Source organism: Bradyrhizobium sp. SZCCHNR2028 (assembly GCF_032380995.1).
Classification (GTDB): domain Bacteria; phylum Pseudomonadota; class Alphaproteobacteria; order Rhizobiales; family Xanthobacteraceae; genus Bradyrhizobium.
Window position 1 is genome coordinate 122,771 of record NZ_JAUHJF010000009.1, and the last position, 16,265, is coordinate 139,035.

The following is a 16,265-nucleotide window of genomic DNA, read 5'->3' on the forward strand; positions in this document are numbered from 1 at the left end:
CCAACATGTGAGCGCGAGTGTCACCACGAGGTCCATCATGGCAGGCCGTTCGGACGTGTGGGGCTGGGACACAAACCGAACGGCCCGCTCACTGGACTCCGACGACGTTCGAAGCCATGCGGCGCCAGATCATGATGGAAGGTGCCGCAGGTGGGACGGAGCCGACCTGATCAGGCCGGGCTTTCGGGTCTGCGGCGGCGCTCCAATGTCCTTCCGATCGAACACCACATCGAGAGACGGCGAGCCATGGCTCATCATGACACGCTGTCGATGGCGCGACCGATGTGATGTCGGTCGTAAGGACGCATCGAAGCTAGCGTCACGGCCTTACCGCAGCATTACAGTAGACGCAGATGACGCGGGCATCTCACCAGTGGACGGCCGGGAAGAATTCAACGCGATCGTGCTGATTGCCCTCCGTGCTGACACACTGCGCGCGATCGAGCAGCCGGCTTCGAATGGATAGAAGACAACGCTCTCGGCAGGCGCGCTCGATGCACTTCACAGACGAACCGCTCCGACAGCGCAACGGCGACGCAGTTGCCTGCGGGCGATTTCGAAGGCGCCAAGCGGCGGGGTTGCGGTGGTCATGGTAGCACCGGCTGGGGCGGTTGCAGCTGACAATCAGAAGCTCTCCGCCATGTCAGTACCGACGGCTTCCCTTATACTGCGCGACCCGGCATCATGCCGATCATGAACGACGCAGCACAGCGCGCCCGCCGCGGCATCGGCCATTCGACCAACCTCGTGGGGCGTCCTTCCGAGTGGCTGGCGAGCGCTGCCTTCAACGAGGCGGCGGTGCCGCTGCACATCTGGGGCGTCACCGAGATGAACCCCAGCCTGTTCACGATGCTCGATCAGGCCGAACATCTCGCCGAAGCCGGCGAAGCCTTCACCACCTACACGATGGCAATGTTCGGGCTCGATCCCGAGCAACGCGCCGCGACGTCCGGCGGCCAGCGGCGTTTCCGCTCGTCCTTCCTGCGGCTGATCCAGGGCTGGGGCTTCGACAGCAACGGCCCGGAAGGCGCCGTGCTCAAGGGCTGGGTCGAGAGCCGGTTCGGCCTCGGCCCATCGTTCCACAAGGAGGCTATCGAAGCCGTGGCAAGCCGGGCCTGGACGACCTATGTCGAGGAGAAGATGTCGAGCCGCTTCCACAACAATGCGATCTGGGTGCAGCTCGATCTGCTGTTCGAATTCTGCCAATGGGCCATGCGCCGCTTCACCTTCCCCGACCAGACACATCTGACGCTGCATCGCGGCGTCAATTCGTTCGACGAGCATTGGATCGTGGAGCGAACGACGCGGCGCGAGGCGGTGGTCCGGCTCAACAATCTCGTCTCGTTCTCCTCCGACCGCGACACCGCCGGCTGCTTCGGCGACATGATCCTCACCGCGCGCGTCCCCGTCAGCAAGATCGTGTTCTTCAACGGCCTGCTGTCGTCACATGCGCTGAAGGGCGAAGGCGAATACCTCGTGATCGGCGGCGACTACCGCGTGAGCGTCGACTATGTGTGAGCGGATCGCAGCATGACCGCACTCGATGTCGAGGAACGCGCGCTCGCGGCCTATCTCGGCTTTGCCATCGGCGATGCGCTCGGCGCCACCGTCGAGTTCATGACCCGAGACGAGATCGCCGCGCAATATGGCGTGCATCGCGACATCATCGGCGGCGGCTGGCTGAAGCTGAAGCCGGGCGAGGTCACCGACGACACCGAGATGTCGCTGGCGCTGGGACGCTCGCTGATCCGCAATGGCGGCTTCGACGCACGCGACGTCTGCGAGGAGTTCGCGGCATGGCTTCGGACCGGGCCGGCCGATGTCGGCAACACCTGCCGCCGCGGCATCCGCCGTTACGTCATGCGCGGCACGGTCGAAGGTGTCTACGCCGAAGGCGACGCTGGCAATGGCGCGGCGATGCGCGTACTGCCCGTGGCGCTCGCGACGCTCGAGGCACCGGACAACGCCGAGACGTGGACGCTGGCGCAGGCGCGCGCCACGCACCATCATCCGTTGTCGGACGACGCCTGCGTTGCGCTGGTGCGCATGACTCATGCCTTGCTGCAGGGTGAGGGCCAGGACGCCGTCCGCCGCGAAGCCGAAGCTCTGATCGGCAAGCACCGCGCCTTCAGCTTCGTCCCCTACCCCGGGCAGAGCTCGGCCTTCATCGTCGACACCATGCAGACCGTGCTGCACCACTATCTCGCCATCGACTCGTTCACAGAATGCCTGGTGCAGACCGTCAATCAGGGCGGCGACGCCGACACGACGGGCGCTCTCGCGGGCATGCTGGCCGGCGCCACCTATGGGCTGGCGGCGATTCCTGCGCGCTGGCGCGACAGGCTCGACCGCGACGTGGCTGCAGCCATTCACGCGCAGGTGCCGCGGCTGCTAGAAATCGCGCGCGTGCTTCGGGTCTGATGTCTGGGACCAATGGCATCCAGACTTCGCAGAGTGTGCCGGTCGTGGCGGATCGGCTCCGACCGATCGTCATCTCAGCCACAACTCTCAACCATTCTGCGCCAACACCTCGCGCAGCGCGTCCGTCAGCCGCGCGAGCTCCGTCTCCGAGCCGATGGTGATACGCAGATAGTCCGCGATCCGCGGGGCGGTGAAATGGCGGACGAGCACGGCGCGCTGACGCAGGGCCGTGGCCAGCGCCTGGCCGGAATGATCAGGATGACGGACGAAGACGAAATTGGCGCTGGACGGCAGGACCTCGAAGCCGAGACGGGCCAGCGCGGCGGTGAGGTCGGCGCGGTTCTTCATGATGACCGAGCGCGCCTGTTGGAAATACGCGTCGTCCTCGATCGAGGCGATCGCGCCGGCCTGGGCGGGGCGGCCGAGCGGGTAGGAGTTGAAGCTGTCCTTGACCCGCGTCAGGCCTTCGATCAGGCCGGCGGCGCCGATCGCGTAGCCGACGCGCAGCCCGGCCAGCGCGCGCGATTTCGACATCGTCTGCACCACCAGCAGGTTGGGATGCTCGGAGATCAAAGGGATCGCAGTCTCGGCGCCGAAATCGACATAGGCCTCGTCGATGACGACGGCCACATCGCTGTGGGCAGCAGCCAACCGTGCGATCTCGGCACGCGACAGCGCAATTCCGGTCGGCGCATTCGGATTGGCCACGATCACGGGGCCGGGGCGGTCGACATAATCGTCGATACGCACGCGCATCTCGGCATCGAGCGGAACGGTCGCGTAGTCGATCCCGAGCAGCCGGCAGTAGACCGGATAGAAGCTGTAGGTCACGTCAGGGAACAGCAGCGGCGCAGGTTGCTTCAGGAGCGCCGCAAATGTATGCGCGAGCACCTCGTCCGAGCCGTTGCCGACGAACACCTGCTCGGGTGAGACCTTGTGATAGGCCGCGAGCACCTCGCGCAGCCGCGTTGCCTGGGGATCTGGATAGAGCCGCAAGGTGTCGGCAGCGGCGGCCCGTATGGCCTCGATCGCCTTCGGCGACGGCCCGAACGGGCTCTCATTGGTGTTGAGCTTGACCAGGCCCGGGATCTGCGGCTGCTCGCCAGGCACATAGGGCGACAGCCCATGAACGAGCTCTGACCAGAAGCGACTCAAGATTGTTCTCCTGCGCACCCGAGATCCGCCAATCGACGCATCGACCGGAAGTGATGGACGTGCGAATTGAACGTGCTGTGGTTCATCGGCGAATGGCGCGCCCGGAACGTTTCGAACGTCCGACCCTCAGATTCGTAGTTCAAAAACATTGCTACGCCACGCTATCCGACTGTACGCCACAGCGCAACGATAGACGCAAAAGTCCTTAATTTCGAGCCTTTTATCGCACATCCTCCTACAAGGTCGGGGTCGAACCGTCGAACTCCCCGATTTGCCAAAACCGTTTGAAAAACCGTTTTTGTTTCGGAGCGCTCCGATGGCCGATGTCCGCCTCCTGCTGACCGACAAAGAAATCGCTCGCCTGCCGACCCCGAGGAAGGGCTGGTATCTGGCGCGCGACACCGAACTGAAGGGATTCTTCGTCGTCGTCGGAAAGCGGAAACGAACCTTTACCGTCCAAGGCGACCTTCGCGAGGACGGCAAGCGAGCGACGTCGATCCAGGTCGCAATCGGCGACGTCAAAGAACTCTCGACAAGGACGGCCCGAGCGACTGCCAAGGAATATCTTGCTCAGATAAGCCGGGGTCAGCATCCCAAGGCCGGGTCGAAACCGAGTCGCGTCGCGGCCAGCGGGGATAGCCCGACCGCGCATCAATCCGGCGGCATCACGCTCAGGCAAGCGTGGGAGCGATATCGCGACGCCCACATGATTAGGAAAGGCCGTAGCGAGCGCACAATCGAGAGCTATCGGGATCACGTGGAACGAATCTTCATCAAATGGCTCGATACGCCATTGGAAGATTTGGGCCGCCACCCTGCAAAGGTGGTCGAGAGACATGACGAAATCACCAAGGAGAACGGGCCATATATTGCGAATGGAAGCATGCGCACTCTCCGGGCCATCTATTCCCACGCCCGAAAAGCCAACAAGACCTTGCCGCCCGATATTCCCGTCGGGGCTATCGACTGGAATGGAGAGAAGCGACGCGACACCGGAATGGGGCCCGGTGATCTGAGGGCCTGGTTTTCCGAATTGTCGGCTTTGGACAATCCGATCCGCCGTGAATTCCATCTCTTCACGCTGCTTTCGGGATGTCGGCCCACCGCGTTGCAGGAAACCACTCCGGGCAATATCGATTTCAAGAGACGGATCCTACACATTCCCAAGCCCAAGGGCTGCGCGAAGCGGGCCTTCGACATCCTCTATCTCGGGAAATGATCCGCTGCCTGATCCGAGTCATGCGTTTCGGACATCAGATGCATCCGTCGCATGCCCGCCAATGGATATTCCCGGCCGACAGCGTGTCGGGGCACATCGTCGAGCAGAAAGAAGATCGGGCCACGCTGTCGAAATGGGGTAACGATCTACGGCAGAGCTTTCGCACCATCGCCGCCGCAGCCGGCGTGTCGGAGTTCGATGCGAAGCTGCTGATGAACCACGCAATTCCCGGCGTGAACGCAGGCTACATCACTCGCCCTAAGCTGCTGGAGGATCACCTACGACGCCAACAACAAGCGATCAGCAGTACGGTATTTGCGGCATCGAATGCGAATAGCCCAAGTATCCGTCGGTGGCTGAAATCCACCAACTCGCAACTTCTCAATGTTATCGCTGACGACATTCGCGGGCAACAAGGGCTGAAGTCAGCGATCGCGGAATAGCAAGAGCGCGCTCCGTGGGAGAGAGGTGCTTAGTGTCGGCTCCTAGACGCGCGAAACGCGTGTAGCGATCCGCTCTTCTGCATAGATGACGGCACAAGCTCCCCTGTGGCGGAGAGAGTATCAGTCAATCTCCATTGAAAGAGAACGCATTTTCGTTCTTCCCCGACCCAAACCCACCGATTGAGCTACGGCCGGAGAATAGGGTTTCGCCCCCGACAACGACCTGTTCCGCCAATAATCCATCATCGCCGAAAGTCCATCAAGCGAGTCGATCAATGGCCGGCCTGCAATACGCACCCTCCAATGCGTTGATGCCTGGGACAAAGTCCTCGGCAAATGAGGTCTCGAACATCAATATAGCTATACAAAACAACTTCATTGGTATAATTGATCGAACAGCTAGCACTTTTACGTGCAGTATTGATGCACAAAATATCAGTACTGGCATCTCGACGATGATCACCGCAGCACAGCTCCGCGCGGCCAGGGCGCTTCTTGACATCGACCAGCGCCAGCTTGCCGAACTGTCTGGCCTTTCGGTCCCCACGATCCAGCGTATGGAAGCGAGCGAAGGCGTCGTGCGCGGCAACGTCGATTCCTTGATGAAATTGATCGAGGCGCTGATCCAGAGCGGCATCGAACTGATCGGCGACGGAGCAGCCAGTCAGACCGGAGGCCGCGGAGTCCGGCTCAAGGAGCCCGCACTCTCCGACTCGCGCCACGTGAAGGGTATGGCGAAAAGGGCATAGGATCCAATTCAGATGAGTGTCGTTGCATTCCTCATGCTCTGCGCAGCGGCGATGTTGGGGGTTGCGCTGTTGGCGGTAGCCATCGCGCGCGCGTATGCGGCGACTCGCATCATCTACGGCGCCATGCTGGCGCTGTGCAGCGCGGCGACGGTTTTTTCGCTTCTCGCGCTTGCCGGCCATGCCGGCGCCCCGACTGACCTCGTTCTGCCGCTCGGCCTGCCCTGGATCGGCGCACACTTCGCGATCGATGCGCTCGCGGCCTTTTTTCTCGTTGTCGTGAATATCGGCGGCGCCGTGGCAAGTCTCTACGCGCTCGGCTACGGCGCGCACGCGGAGGAGCCGCATCGCGTGCTGCCGTTCTTTCCGGCCTTCCTCGCCGGAATGAATCTGGTCCTGCTGGCGGCTGATGCCTTCAGCTATCTGTTGTCCTGGGAGTTCATGTCACTGGCCTCCTGGGCGCTCGTAATCGCGCATCATCGCGATCCCGAGAACATGCGCGCCGGCTACGTGTATCTGATCATGGCGAGCCTCGGCACGCTCGCGCTCCTGCTCGCCCTCGGCCTGCTCGCCGGGCCGGGCGGCAGTTACGACTTCGAGACGATCAGACATGGCGTGCGAACGCCGCTGACGGCTGCGATGGTCCTCGTGCTGGTCCTGATCGGTGCAGGATCCAAGGCCGGGCTGGTGCCGCTGCATGCCTGGCTGCCGCTTGCGCATCCGGCGGCGCCAAGTCACGTTTCGGCTCTGATGAGCGGCGTGATGACGAAGGTCGCGATCTACGCCTTCATCCGCATCGTGTTCGACCTTACCGGCGACCTGCCCTGGTGGTCGGGCGCGCTGCTGCTCGCGATCGGCAGCCTGAGCGCAGTCCTCGGCGTGTTGCAGGCCCTGATGCAGGACGACGCCAAGCGGCTGCTCGCCTATTCGACCATTGAAAATATCGGCATCGTCTTCATCGGGCTCGGCCTCGCGCTGTCGTTCCGAGCCGACGGCATGAATGCGGCGGCCGCGCTGGCCATAACGGCGGCCTTGTTGCACGTGCTCAACCATTCCCTCTTCAAGAGCCTGCTGTTCTTCGGCGCCGGCGCGGTGCTGACCGCAACCGGCCAGCGCGACATGGATCGTCTCGGCGGATTGATCCACCGCATGCCGGTGACGAGCTTCCTGTTCCTGGTCGGCTGCATGGCGATCTCGGCGCTGCCGCCACTGAACGGTTTCGTATCGGAATGGCTAACCTTCCAGGCCGTGCTTCAGAGTCCCGACCTGGCGCGATGGTTGCTGAAGGTCATGGTCCCGGCGGCAGGCGGCCTGCTCGCGCTCGCAGCAGCGCTGGCGGGCGCGACCTTCGTCAAGGCCTTCGGTATCACCTTCCTCGGCCGTCCACGCAGCACGGAAGCGGGACAAGCAACGGAGGTGGACCGCTTCTCGCTCTCGGCCATGGCGACACTTGCCTTGCTCTGCCTGATCACCGGCATCGTTCCGGGCTTCGTCATCGATGCCATCGCCCCGATCACGCACCAGCTTGCCGGCACGGCGCTGACGCCGCAGGGGAGCCGGCCCTGGCTCACGATCGTGCCGGAGGCCGAAACCGGCAGCTCCTATAACGGCTTGCTGGTCTTTCTCTTCATCACCACGTCCGCGCTGCTGGCGGTGTGGGCCATCCACCGCTTCGCCTCGCACGCGATCCGCCGCGGCCCGGCATGGGATTGCGGCTTTCCCGATCCCAGTCCGCTGACGCAATATTCCGGCTCGAGCTTTGCCCAGCCTATCCGCCGCGTGTTCCTAGCGCGGACTCCTGTCACGAGTGAAGAGGTCACCATGCCCGCGCCCGGCGACACACGCGCCGCCCGCTTCACGCTGACGATCGCCGATCCGGTGTGGGACTGGCTCTACGAGCCGTTTGCCGGCGCCGTCGAACGCGCCGCACTCCAGCTCAACAAACTGCAATTCCTCACCATCCGCCGCTACCTCAGCCTTGTCTTCCTCTCCCTCGTGCTGCTCTTGCTGGTGCTGGCGATATGGAGCTGATCTCCGCCCTTCTCGTTCAGGTCTCGCAGATGATGCTGGTGCTGCTGGCGGCGCCGCTGCTGACCGGCTTCATCCGCAAGGTGAAGGCGCGCCTCCAGCGCCGCCGCGGCCCGCCGATCGTGCAGCCCTATCGCGATATCCTACGGCTCCTGAAGAAAGAGGTCGTGGTCGCGGACAATGCCTCGTGGATATTCCGCGTCGCGCCCTATCTGATCTTCGCGGCGACCTGGGTCGCCGCCGCGCTGGTGCCGACCTTCGCCAAGGGTTTGCTGTTCAGCTGGTCCGCGGACCTCATCGCCATCATCGCGCTGCTCGCCAGCGCGCGGTTTTTCCTCGCGCTCGCCGGCATGGATATCGGCACCGCCTTCGGCGGCATCGGGGCGAGCCGGGAAATGATGATCGCCTCGCTCGCCGAGCCGGCCATGCTGCTGGTCGTCTTCACCATGGCGCTGGTTGCGCACTCGACGCAGCTCTCGGCCGTGGCCGATCTGTTCGCCTCGGGCGTCGGCCTGCGTGTCTCGCTGGGCCTTGCGATGGTCGGGCTGATCATCGTCGCCATCGCCGAAAACGGCCGCGTTCCGGTCGACAACCCGGCGACCCATCTCGAACTCACCATGGTGCATGAAGCCATGGTGCTGGAATATTCAGGTCGCCACCTCGCCATGATCGAACTCGCGGCCGCGGTCAAGCTGCTGCTCTACATCTCGCTGATCGGCTGCATCTTCGTGCCGTGGACGCTGGCTGCGCCCAGCGCGAGCACCGCAAGCCATCTGACCGGATTCACCGGCTATCTCGCCAAGCTCACTGTGTTCGGCTTTCTGCTCGGCGTGTTCGAGACCGCCATTGCGAAGATGAGGGTGTTCCGCCTACCGGATTTCATCGGCGCTGCCTTGATGCTCGGCCTGCTCGGCACGCTGCTGTTGTTCGTATCGAGGAGCCTCTAGCAATGGCGCACGGACTGACATTCGACGTCGCGCACCTGTTGGCGGGCAGCCTGTTGCTCGTCAGCTTCCTGATGATCACACAGCACCGGCTCTATGCCCTGCTCAACGCCTTTGCGCTCCAGGCCGTGCTGCTCGCGATGTCGGTCGCCTGGCAGGCCCACGTCCAGAGCGCGCCGCATCTCTATGTCACCGCCATGATCGCGCTGGTCTTCAAGGCCGTGGTCGTGCCGGTCGGGCTGCATCGCATCATCCAGCGACTCGGCATCCATCGCGAGATCGAAACCGTGATCGGTTCCGGAACGACCATGCTGACCGGCATGGGACTGGTCGCGCTCTCGATGACGGTCATGCTGAAGGTCACCCCCGCCGCCGATCCGCTCGCGCGCGAGGACCTCGCCTTCGCGCTGTCGGTCGTACTGCTCGGTCTGTTGATGATGGTGAGCCGGCGTAACGCCGTGAGCCAGGTGGTCGGCTTCATGTCGCTTGAAAACGGGCTGGTGCTCGCAGGCACCGGCGCGCGCGGCATGCCGCTGGTAGTCGAGATCAGCGTCGCCTTCTCGATCCTGATCGCCTTCTTCGTGATCGGCGTCTTCCTGTTCCGGATCCGCGAGCGCTTCGATACCGTCGATGTCCAGGCGCTGGATCGCTTTCGCGGAGAGCGCCGATGATGTTGTCCACCAACGAGGGCGTCGTCCTCGTCACCGTCATTCCGGTCGTCTCGGCCGCTGTGCTGGCCCTGCTTCCCGGCTATCGGCTGTCCGCGCGCCTCAACGTGCTGGCGTCGGGGTTGACCTTCGCGGCCTCGCTCTCGATGTTCTTCGCCGATCACATCCAGCCCGGCTCTTACCTGTTCGTCGATGAACTCAACATCGCGTTCATCGTGCTCAATACCTTCGTCGGCTTCACCACCAGCGTGTTTTCGGCAAGCTATATCGGCCACGAGCTGGCGACCGGGCGGCTGACGCCTGCATACTTGCGCTTCTACCACGCCATGTTCCAGGTCATGATGGGCGGGATGAATCTCGCGCTGACCGCCAACAATATCGGCTTGATGTGGGTCGGCATCGAACTGGCGACGCTGACGACCGTGCTGATGGTCGGCATCTACCGCACCCATGAAGCGCTCGAAGCCGCCTGGAAATATTTCATTCTCGGCAGCGTCGGCATCGGGCTCGCGCTGTTCGGCACCATCCTGGTCTACATGGCTGCGCTCCCCGTGGTGGGCGAAGGCATCAACGGCATGGTCTGGACGGTGCTGGTCGCGCATGCCTCGCAGTTCGATCCGGCGCTGATCAACGTCGCCTTCATATTCCTGCTGCTCGGTTACGGCACCAAGGTGGGGTTGGCGCCGCTGCACGCCTGGCTGCCGGATGCGCATGCGGAAGGGCCGACGCCGATCTCCGCGGTGTTGTCCGGCCTCCTGCTCAACGTCGCACTCTACGCAGTGCTTCGTTTCAAGATCGTGCTGGCAGCCAATCCGAGCGCGGTGGCTCCTGGACCCCTGATGGTGACACTCGGTCTGGTATCGCTGGTGTTCGCCGCCTTCATGCTCTACCGGCGGCGCGACATCAAACGCCTGTTCGCCTATTCCTCGATCGAGCACATGGGGATCATCACCTTTGCCTTCGGGATGGGCGGCCCGGTCGCCAATTTTGCGGGGCTGCTGCACATGGTGATGCACAGCCTTACCAAGTCGGGAATCTTCTTTGCCGTTGGCCACGTCGCGCAGATCAAGGACACGCAGAAGATCGCCGATATCCGCGGCCTGACCGCGACCCATCCGGCGCTCGGCTGGAGCCTCGTGATCGGTGTCGTGGCCATCGCCGGATTGCCGCCGTTCGGCGTCTTCATGAGCGAATTCCTGGTCGTGACCTCGACCTTCGCGCGCGAGCCGCTGCTTGCCATCCCGCTCGTGTTCGGCATCCTGCTCGCGCTCGGCGCGCTGTTCTATCATCTCAACGGTATCGCCTTTGGCGTTCCGACCGGGAGCACTGCACCATCGGATGCCTCCTACATGCCGATGATCGTGCATTTCGGTCTCGTGCTGATCGCCGGAATCTTCCTCCCGCCCACGCTGGTCACGTGGTTCCGGCACGTCGCCGATATTCTGGGGTGATCGCAATGGGCCTCGACGAACTCCTGCGCCAAGGCGAGCTTGCATCGAGCCCCTGTCCCTGGCCGCGCGCCGTCGTCGGCGTCGCGACCTGGAACGAGGCGATCGCAGGACTTGCCGGCGCCGACTGGGAACTGCTCGGCCTTTGGGGCGAGGCGGATCGCGTTCACATGGCGCTGCTCGATGCGCCGAAGACTGTGGTCGGCATCATCACGCTCGATTGCCCGACCCGCCGCTATCCGTCGGTCGGTCTGCACCACCCACCGGCACTTCGGCTGGAACGGACCATCCGCGATCTCCGCGGCCTGGAGCCGCAGGGCCTGCCGGACCCGCGCGCCTGGCTCGACCACGGCAATTGGGGCCTGCGGCATCCGCTCGCTGCGAAGCCCGAGCCGACGCCGATCGACAGGACCTATGCGTTCCTTCCCGTCGAAGGCGACGGCCTGCATCAGATTCCGGTCGGACCGGTCCATGCCGGCATCATCGAGCCCGGCCACTTCCGCTTCACAGCCAACGGCGAGACCGTGGTGCGGTTAGAGCCTCGGCTCGGCTATGTGCACAAGGGTATCGAAGGCCTGATTGCGGGCGCGAACCTTGCGAAGGCGGGCAAGCTCGCAGCTCGCGCCTCCGGTGACAGCACGGTCGCCTACGGACTGGCCTTCGCGCGCGCGGTGGAGGCCGCGTTGGGGGTGGAAGTTCCGCTGCGTGCGCACCATCTGCGCGCGCTGATGGCGGAGCTGGAACGTCTCGCCAATCATCTCGGCGATTTCGGCGCAATCTGCAACGATGCTTCCTTCGCCCTGATGCTGGCCCATTGCGGCGTGTTGCGCGAGAGGGTGCTGCGCGGCGCGGGCAATGTTTTCGGGCACCGCCTGATGCGCGACTTGATCCTGCCCGGCGGCGTTGCGACCGATATCAACCAGGATGGCATCCAGGCGATCCGATCGCTGGTGAGCGATATCCAGGCACGCTTCCCAGCCCTGGTGGAACTCTACGACAACACGGCCTCGCTCCAGGATCGCACCGTCACCACGGGCACGGTGAAGGCCGATCTCGCCCGTCAATACGCGCCCGGCGGCTTCATCGGCCGTGCATCGGGCCGCACCTTCGACGCACGCAAGCATCTTGCCTACGCGCCCTATGACAAGCTCGCCTTCGAGATTCCTGTGCTTGAGGCCGGCGACGTCAACGCGCGGGTGTGGATTCGCGTTCGCGAGATCGAGCAGAGTCTAGGGCTCGTCACCCAATTGCTGGAGCGGATGCCGCAGGGCGAGTTGCGGATCGATCTGCCCATGGCCGGCGAGGTTCGCGAGGGCATGGCGCTGGTGGAGGGTTTTCGCGGCGACATCCTGGTCTGGCTCAGGCTCAATGCCGACAACAGCATTGCGCACTGCCATCTGCGTGACCCTTCCTGGTTCCAATGGCCGCTGCTGGAGGCCGCGATCCAAGACAACATCGTTGCCGATTTCCCGCTCTGCAACAAATCGTTCAACTGCTCCTACTCGGGCCACGACCTCTAGGGACGTCCATCCAGATGAGAAAGCTGCTGTTCCAGAGTCTCGTGCAGATGCCGTTGACGGAGCCGGCGCCGTCGGCCGACGACCGGGCACTTGCAGAAGTGGGCGCTGCGCTGGAGCGGGCGGCCCGCCGGCGCCTTGGCCGGTCGCTGTCGATCCGCGAGGTCGACGCCGGCTCCTGCAACGGCTGCGAGCTGGAAATTCATGCGCTCAACAACGCCTATTACGATCTCGAACGCTTCGGCCTCCGCTTCGTCGCCTCACCGCGCCACGCGGACGTGCTGCTGGTGACTGGGCCGGTGACGAAGAACATGCGCATGGCGCTGGAGCGGACCTACAACGCAACACCAAATCCGAAGTGGGTCGTGGCCGTGGGCGACTGCGCCCGCGACGGCGGGTGCTTCGCCAGCAGCTATGCCGTGGTGGGGGGCGTGGGAGAGGTCGTGCCGGTCGATCTGCATGTCCCGGGGTGCCCGCCCGCTCCGCTCGAAATTCTCCGCGGGCTATTGGCTCTTCTCGAACGCGTGGCTTCGGCCACGCCATAGCCATCTCGACGGCTTCGATGATTTATAGGACCTCAGAGGCACTGGCGGAGAGAGTGGGATTCGAACCCCCGTTAATTCTCCGATCTGGATGCAATCCTTTGCCAGGAGCGGCACCGTCCACGAGCATGCATGTCGCACACCAAAACCGTTTGAAAAACCGTTTCAGTTTTCAAATCTCAAACGGTGATTTTAGCTAAGTCATTGATCTAAATGGCGCGCCCGGAACGATTCGAACGTCCGACCCTCAGATTCGTAGTCTGATGCTCTATCCAGCTGAGCTACGGGCGCGTTTTTCGCGTTTGGCAGGCTCCGGGCCAGGGGCCGGATCCCGGAAGGCCGGGGCGGCAAATGCCGGCAGGCCTCGCGAAGGGCCTTTGACTAACGGCTCGGAGACCGCTTGGCAAGGCTGGAGCGGGACATTTTGCGACCATTTTTCCGCAGACGCGCTGGCGCGGTTCGGTAGAGCCGGAGCGGACGGGCTTCGTTCCGGCACGCCCGAAGTTCCGGGCTCGACGCCTGCGGCATCGCCCCGGAATGGCAGGTGAGGCCGGTCCGGTTCAGGCGCTGGCGCGCTCGGTCCAGAAGGTCTGCAGCTCGACAGGGCGGTCGGGAATCGTGATTCGGAAGGTGGCCCCCAGGGTCCCTTCGACCAGCTGGATGTCGCCATCGTGGGCCCGGACCAGCTCGGCCGCGATCGCAAGGCCCAGCCCCGAGCCGCCCGGGCGACCGGCACCGCGAAAGGCCTCGAACAGGTGCTCTCGCACCTTCGCCGGGACGCCGGGACCCGTGTCCGAGACCTCCAGGATCGCCACCCCGCCCTCGCGGCAGCCGGTGATGCGGATCTGGCGCACGCCGGCATCCGCCGCGAGGCTGTCCAAGGCCTGGGCGGCATTGCGCACCAGGTTGAGCAGCACGCGGAACAGCTGGTCCGGATCAGCATCGATCTTCAGCCCGCGCTCGATCGCCGCGATCCACGTGATCGAGGCATCCGGCGACAGGCCAGCGGTCTCCCGCACCTCCGCCACCACCTGCTCGACCGCCACCATGCGGCGGTCCGGCGCCGGCTCCTGCACCTTGCCGTAGGACAGCGTCGACTGGCAGAACGCGATGGCGCGCTCCAGCGAGCGCATCAGCTTCGGCGCGAAGCGCTGCACCCGCGGATCGGGAACGCTGGCGAGCTGGTCCGACAGCAGTTGCGACGAGGCCAGCAGGTTGCGGAGGTCATGGTTGATCTTGGACACGGCGAGGCCGAGGGCGGCGAGCCGGCTCTTCTGATGCAGCATCGAGACGAGGTCGCGCTGCATGTCGGCGAGCTCGCGCTCGGCGACGCCGATCTCGTCGGAACGCTGGCTCGGCACGATGATTCGCGCCACGCTCTCCGGATTTTCGTGGAAGCCTACGAGGCTCGCGGTGAGGCGCCGCATTGGCCGCACGAACAGGAAATGCAGAGCAAGATAGACCAGCGCCGCGGTCAGCACCGCCAGCAGCAGCGACACGCCGAGCAGATTGCGCGAGAAGCGATACATCGCCTTGCGCAACGGCTTCTCGTCGGTCACGACCTCGATGAACTGGGCGCGGCCCGGCGACGGCCCGATCACGCGCATGGTGTGATCGCCGGTCTCTGTCATCATCGTCAGCGAGTTCACGATCGACGACCACACCGTCATGTCGCGCATGTCGAAGTCGTGGTCGATCGAGGCGGGCAGGTCGGCGCTGGCGAGCAGGCGGCGCTGCTGGCCCATCTTGATGGCGACGCCGCGCGCGTTGATGGAGGTGAGGATCTGCCGCGCCAGCGAATCCGGCACCATGCCGGACGGCGCGGCATCAAGCACCAGCGCAGCGGTATTGGCGGCCGCCAAGCGATCGTTAAGCCGGTTGGTCCAGAAATTGGCGATCGCCGGCACGTAGATCAGCACCTCCGCGATCATCACCAGCGGAATGGTCAACAGCAGCAGCTTTCCAGACAAGCCGAGCCGGCGCGACCTTTTCGGTCGCAGGCGCTCCAGGATTGGCTGGTTGTCGCTCTCGGTCACGTATCGCCCTTGTAAGAGACACCCCCACCCTTACGGGACCGCAAGATGGGACTGCACCGGAGTCCGGTCAAATTACGGATCGCTCATGTTCCGGTTTCCAAATCGTTCATAATGGAACCCAAAACTGCACGACCTCTGACGTCTTCAACCCCGCCGTGCCGAGGCTATTCTTGCCCTCGTCTGGCGCCCAGGGTCTTGCGTTCTCGTCTTGCTTCGTCTCATTCGCCACGCCGACCCACGGCCGGTGACGAAGGTCTTTACGAGATCTCGGCGCCGTCGATCGCCTGCACCGCCTAGGACGCCTTGCCGCGATTGACGAAGGCGGGACGCTCCCTTATAAGCCGCGCCAACCGTCCGCGATGACCCGGCCCGCCCGGGAGCGGCTCGATTTCAGGGCCGGCAGCGGTCCATTTCGGGCCCGGAAGCATCACCGGACATCAATCGACATTTCAAGCAGGCAAGTTGTCAACTGGCAAATTGCCCGGCAGCGGAGAACGACCCGTGAAGCGGACTTATCAACCCAGCAAACTGGTGCGCAAGCGCCGTCACGGCTTCCGCGCCCGTCTCGCCACCACCGGCGGCCGCAAGGTCCTTGCCGCGCGTCGCGCCCGGGGCCGCAAGCGTCTCAGCGCCTGAAGCCAGGGCGTCTGTCCCGGAGATTTCCATCATGGATCGGCTGCGGCAGCGGGCGGACTTCCTCGCCGTTGCCGATGGCGTGCGGGCGAACAGTCCTGCCTTCGGAGTCCAGCGCCGGGAACGGCCGGACCAGGGCCCGATCCGGATCGGCTTTACCGTCACCAAGAAGAATGGCACCGCCACGGAGCGTAATCGCATCCGTCGGCGGTTGCGCGAGCTTGTGAAACGGCTCGATCCCCTGTCGATGCGGCCGCACAGTGACTACGTGCTGGTCGGCCGGCGGGATGCCCTGTCACGCGACTTCTCGACCATGCTCGCCGACCTCCAGGCGACGCTCCGCCGCCTCGACCGGCCGCAGGCCAAGCCGCAGCCGCGCAAGCCGTCGGATGCGGACAAGCCAAACGCTCCCGCACCGGACGCGCATTCCCGCAAACCGGATTGAACGACGAGACGATAAGAAAA

The 16,265-nt window shown here is 64.1% G+C and carries 13 protein-coding genes, 1 tRNA gene and 1 pseudogene; 12 read left to right on the forward strand and 3 right to left on the reverse strand.

What is annotated here, in order from left to right:
- Positions 1-693 precede the first annotated feature (693 nt).
- Together QX121_RS16790 and draG are read left to right on the forward strand one after the other, a co-directional pair.
- A complete protein-coding gene (locus QX121_RS16790) occupies positions 694-1,518 on the forward strand; it encodes an NAD(+)--dinitrogen-reductase ADP-D-ribosyltransferase (protein WP_315812534.1) in 825 nt (274 codons plus the stop codon).
- A 12-nt stretch (positions 1,519-1,530) separates the two neighbouring features.
- Complete coding sequence (gene draG, locus QX121_RS16795; protein WP_315773658.1) at positions 1,531-2,421, forward strand: ADP-ribosyl-[dinitrogen reductase] hydrolase; 891 nt, start codon at positions 1,531-1,533, stop codon at positions 2,419-2,421.
- 87 nt (positions 2,422-2,508) lie between these two features.
- Here the strand turns inward: draG and hisC are convergent, their stop codons facing one another.
- Entirely contained in the window at positions 2,509-3,576 is a 1,068-nt protein-coding gene (gene hisC, locus QX121_RS16800; RefSeq protein WP_315812535.1) for a histidinol-phosphate transaminase, read from the reverse strand.
- 316 nt (positions 3,577-3,892) lie between these two features.
- On the opposite strand from hisC, the pseudogene QX121_RS16805 reads away from it, so the two are divergent.
- The 8 genes and pseudogenes from QX121_RS16805 to QX121_RS16840 all read left to right on the forward strand — a co-directional run bounded on the left by QX121_RS16805 (position 3,893) and on the right by QX121_RS16840 (position 13,134).
- A pseudogene (locus tag QX121_RS16805) lies at positions 3,893-5,238 on the forward strand (tyrosine-type recombinase/integrase).
- 455 nt (positions 5,239-5,693) lie between these two features.
- The gene (locus tag QX121_RS16810; RefSeq protein WP_315773686.1) at positions 5,694-5,987 is read left to right on the forward strand and encodes a helix-turn-helix domain-containing protein; all 294 of its coding nucleotides are present in this window, start codon (positions 5,694-5,696) and stop codon (positions 5,985-5,987) included.
- Between the two features lie 12 nt (positions 5,988-5,999).
- Positions 6,000-8,015 (forward strand): hydrogenase 4 subunit B, encoded by a 2,016-nt coding sequence (hyfB, locus tag QX121_RS16815; RefSeq protein ID WP_315812536.1) that lies wholly within the window; start codon positions 6,000-6,002, stop codon positions 8,013-8,015.
- Complete coding sequence (locus tag QX121_RS16820) at positions 8,006-8,959, forward strand: respiratory chain complex I subunit 1 family protein (RefSeq protein WP_315715389.1); 954 nt, start codon at positions 8,006-8,008, stop codon at positions 8,957-8,959. The genes hyfB and QX121_RS16820 overlap by 10 nt, the downstream gene beginning before the upstream one ends.
- A 2-nt stretch (positions 8,960-8,961) precedes the next feature.
- A complete protein-coding gene (locus QX121_RS16825; protein ID WP_315734917.1) occupies positions 8,962-9,627 on the forward strand; it encodes a hydrogenase-4 component E in 666 nt (221 codons plus the stop codon).
- Positions 9,627-11,075 carry a hydrogenase 4 subunit F gene (locus tag QX121_RS16830; RefSeq protein ID WP_315735705.1) on the forward strand — a complete coding sequence of 483 codons (1,449 nt, stop codon included), beginning with the start codon at positions 9,627-9,629 and terminating at the stop codon, positions 11,073-11,075. The genes QX121_RS16825 and QX121_RS16830 overlap by 1 nt, the downstream gene beginning before the upstream one ends.
- Before the next feature lie 5 nt (positions 11,076-11,080).
- Positions 11,081-12,592, forward strand: coding sequence for an NADH-quinone oxidoreductase subunit C (locus QX121_RS16835; RefSeq protein WP_315812537.1), 1,512 nt, complete (start codon positions 11,081-11,083; stop codon positions 12,590-12,592).
- Positions 12,593-12,606: 14 nt separating this feature from the next.
- Positions 12,607-13,134 (forward strand): NADH-quinone oxidoreductase subunit NuoB, encoded by a 528-nt coding sequence (locus QX121_RS16840; RefSeq protein ID WP_315775595.1) that lies wholly within the window; start codon positions 12,607-12,609, stop codon positions 13,132-13,134.
- A 211-nt stretch (positions 13,135-13,345) separates the two neighbouring features.
- Here QX121_RS16840 and QX121_RS16845 read toward each other — a convergent pair.
- Positions 13,346-13,422, reverse strand: a tRNA-Arg gene (locus tag QX121_RS16845).
- A 269-nt stretch (positions 13,423-13,691) separates the two neighbouring features.
- Positions 13,692-15,167 carry a HAMP domain-containing sensor histidine kinase gene (locus tag QX121_RS16850; protein WP_315812538.1) on the reverse strand — a complete coding sequence of 492 codons (1,476 nt, stop codon included), beginning with the start codon at positions 15,165-15,167 and terminating at the stop codon, positions 13,692-13,694.
- Between the two features lie 501 nt (positions 15,168-15,668).
- Here QX121_RS16850 and rpmH point away from each other — a divergent pair.
- Entirely contained in the window at positions 15,669-15,803 is a 135-nt protein-coding gene (rpmH, locus tag QX121_RS16855; RefSeq protein WP_006609582.1) for a 50S ribosomal protein L34, read from the forward strand.
- Between the two features lie 31 nt (positions 15,804-15,834).
- Positions 15,835-16,245: a ribonuclease P protein component gene (gene rnpA, locus QX121_RS16860; RefSeq protein ID WP_315775596.1), complete on the forward strand. Its 411-nt coding sequence runs from the start codon at positions 15,835-15,837 to the stop codon at positions 16,243-16,245.
- The last annotated feature ends 20 nt before the right edge of the window (positions 16,246-16,265 follow it).

Bases quoted from the DNA above. Each gene is read 5' to 3' on its own strand.
- QX121_RS16790 (WP_315812534.1), top strand. From the start codon at position 694: ATGAACGACGCAGCACAGCGCGCCCGCCGCGGCATCGGCCATTCGACC.
- draG (WP_315773658.1), top strand. From the start codon at position 1,531: ATGACCGCACTCGATGTCGAGGAACGCGCGCTCGCGGCCTATCTCGGC.
- QX121_RS16810 (WP_315773686.1), top strand. From the start codon at position 5,694: ATGATCACCGCAGCACAGCTCCGCGCGGCCAGGGCGCTTCTTGACATC.
- hyfB (WP_315812536.1), top strand. From the start codon at position 6,000: ATGAGTGTCGTTGCATTCCTCATGCTCTGCGCAGCGGCGATGTTGGGG.
- QX121_RS16820 (WP_315715389.1), top strand. From the start codon at position 8,006: ATGGAGCTGATCTCCGCCCTTCTCGTTCAGGTCTCGCAGATGATGCTG.
- QX121_RS16825 (WP_315734917.1), top strand. From the start codon at position 8,962: ATGGCGCACGGACTGACATTCGACGTCGCGCACCTGTTGGCGGGCAGC.
- QX121_RS16830 (WP_315735705.1), top strand. From the start codon at position 9,627: ATGTTGTCCACCAACGAGGGCGTCGTCCTCGTCACCGTCATTCCGGTC.
- QX121_RS16835 (WP_315812537.1), top strand. From the start codon at position 11,081: ATGGGCCTCGACGAACTCCTGCGCCAAGGCGAGCTTGCATCGAGCCCC.
- QX121_RS16840 (WP_315775595.1), top strand. From the start codon at position 12,607: ATGAGAAAGCTGCTGTTCCAGAGTCTCGTGCAGATGCCGTTGACGGAG.
- rnpA (WP_315775596.1), top strand. From the start codon at position 15,835: ATGGATCGGCTGCGGCAGCGGGCGGACTTCCTCGCCGTTGCCGATGGC.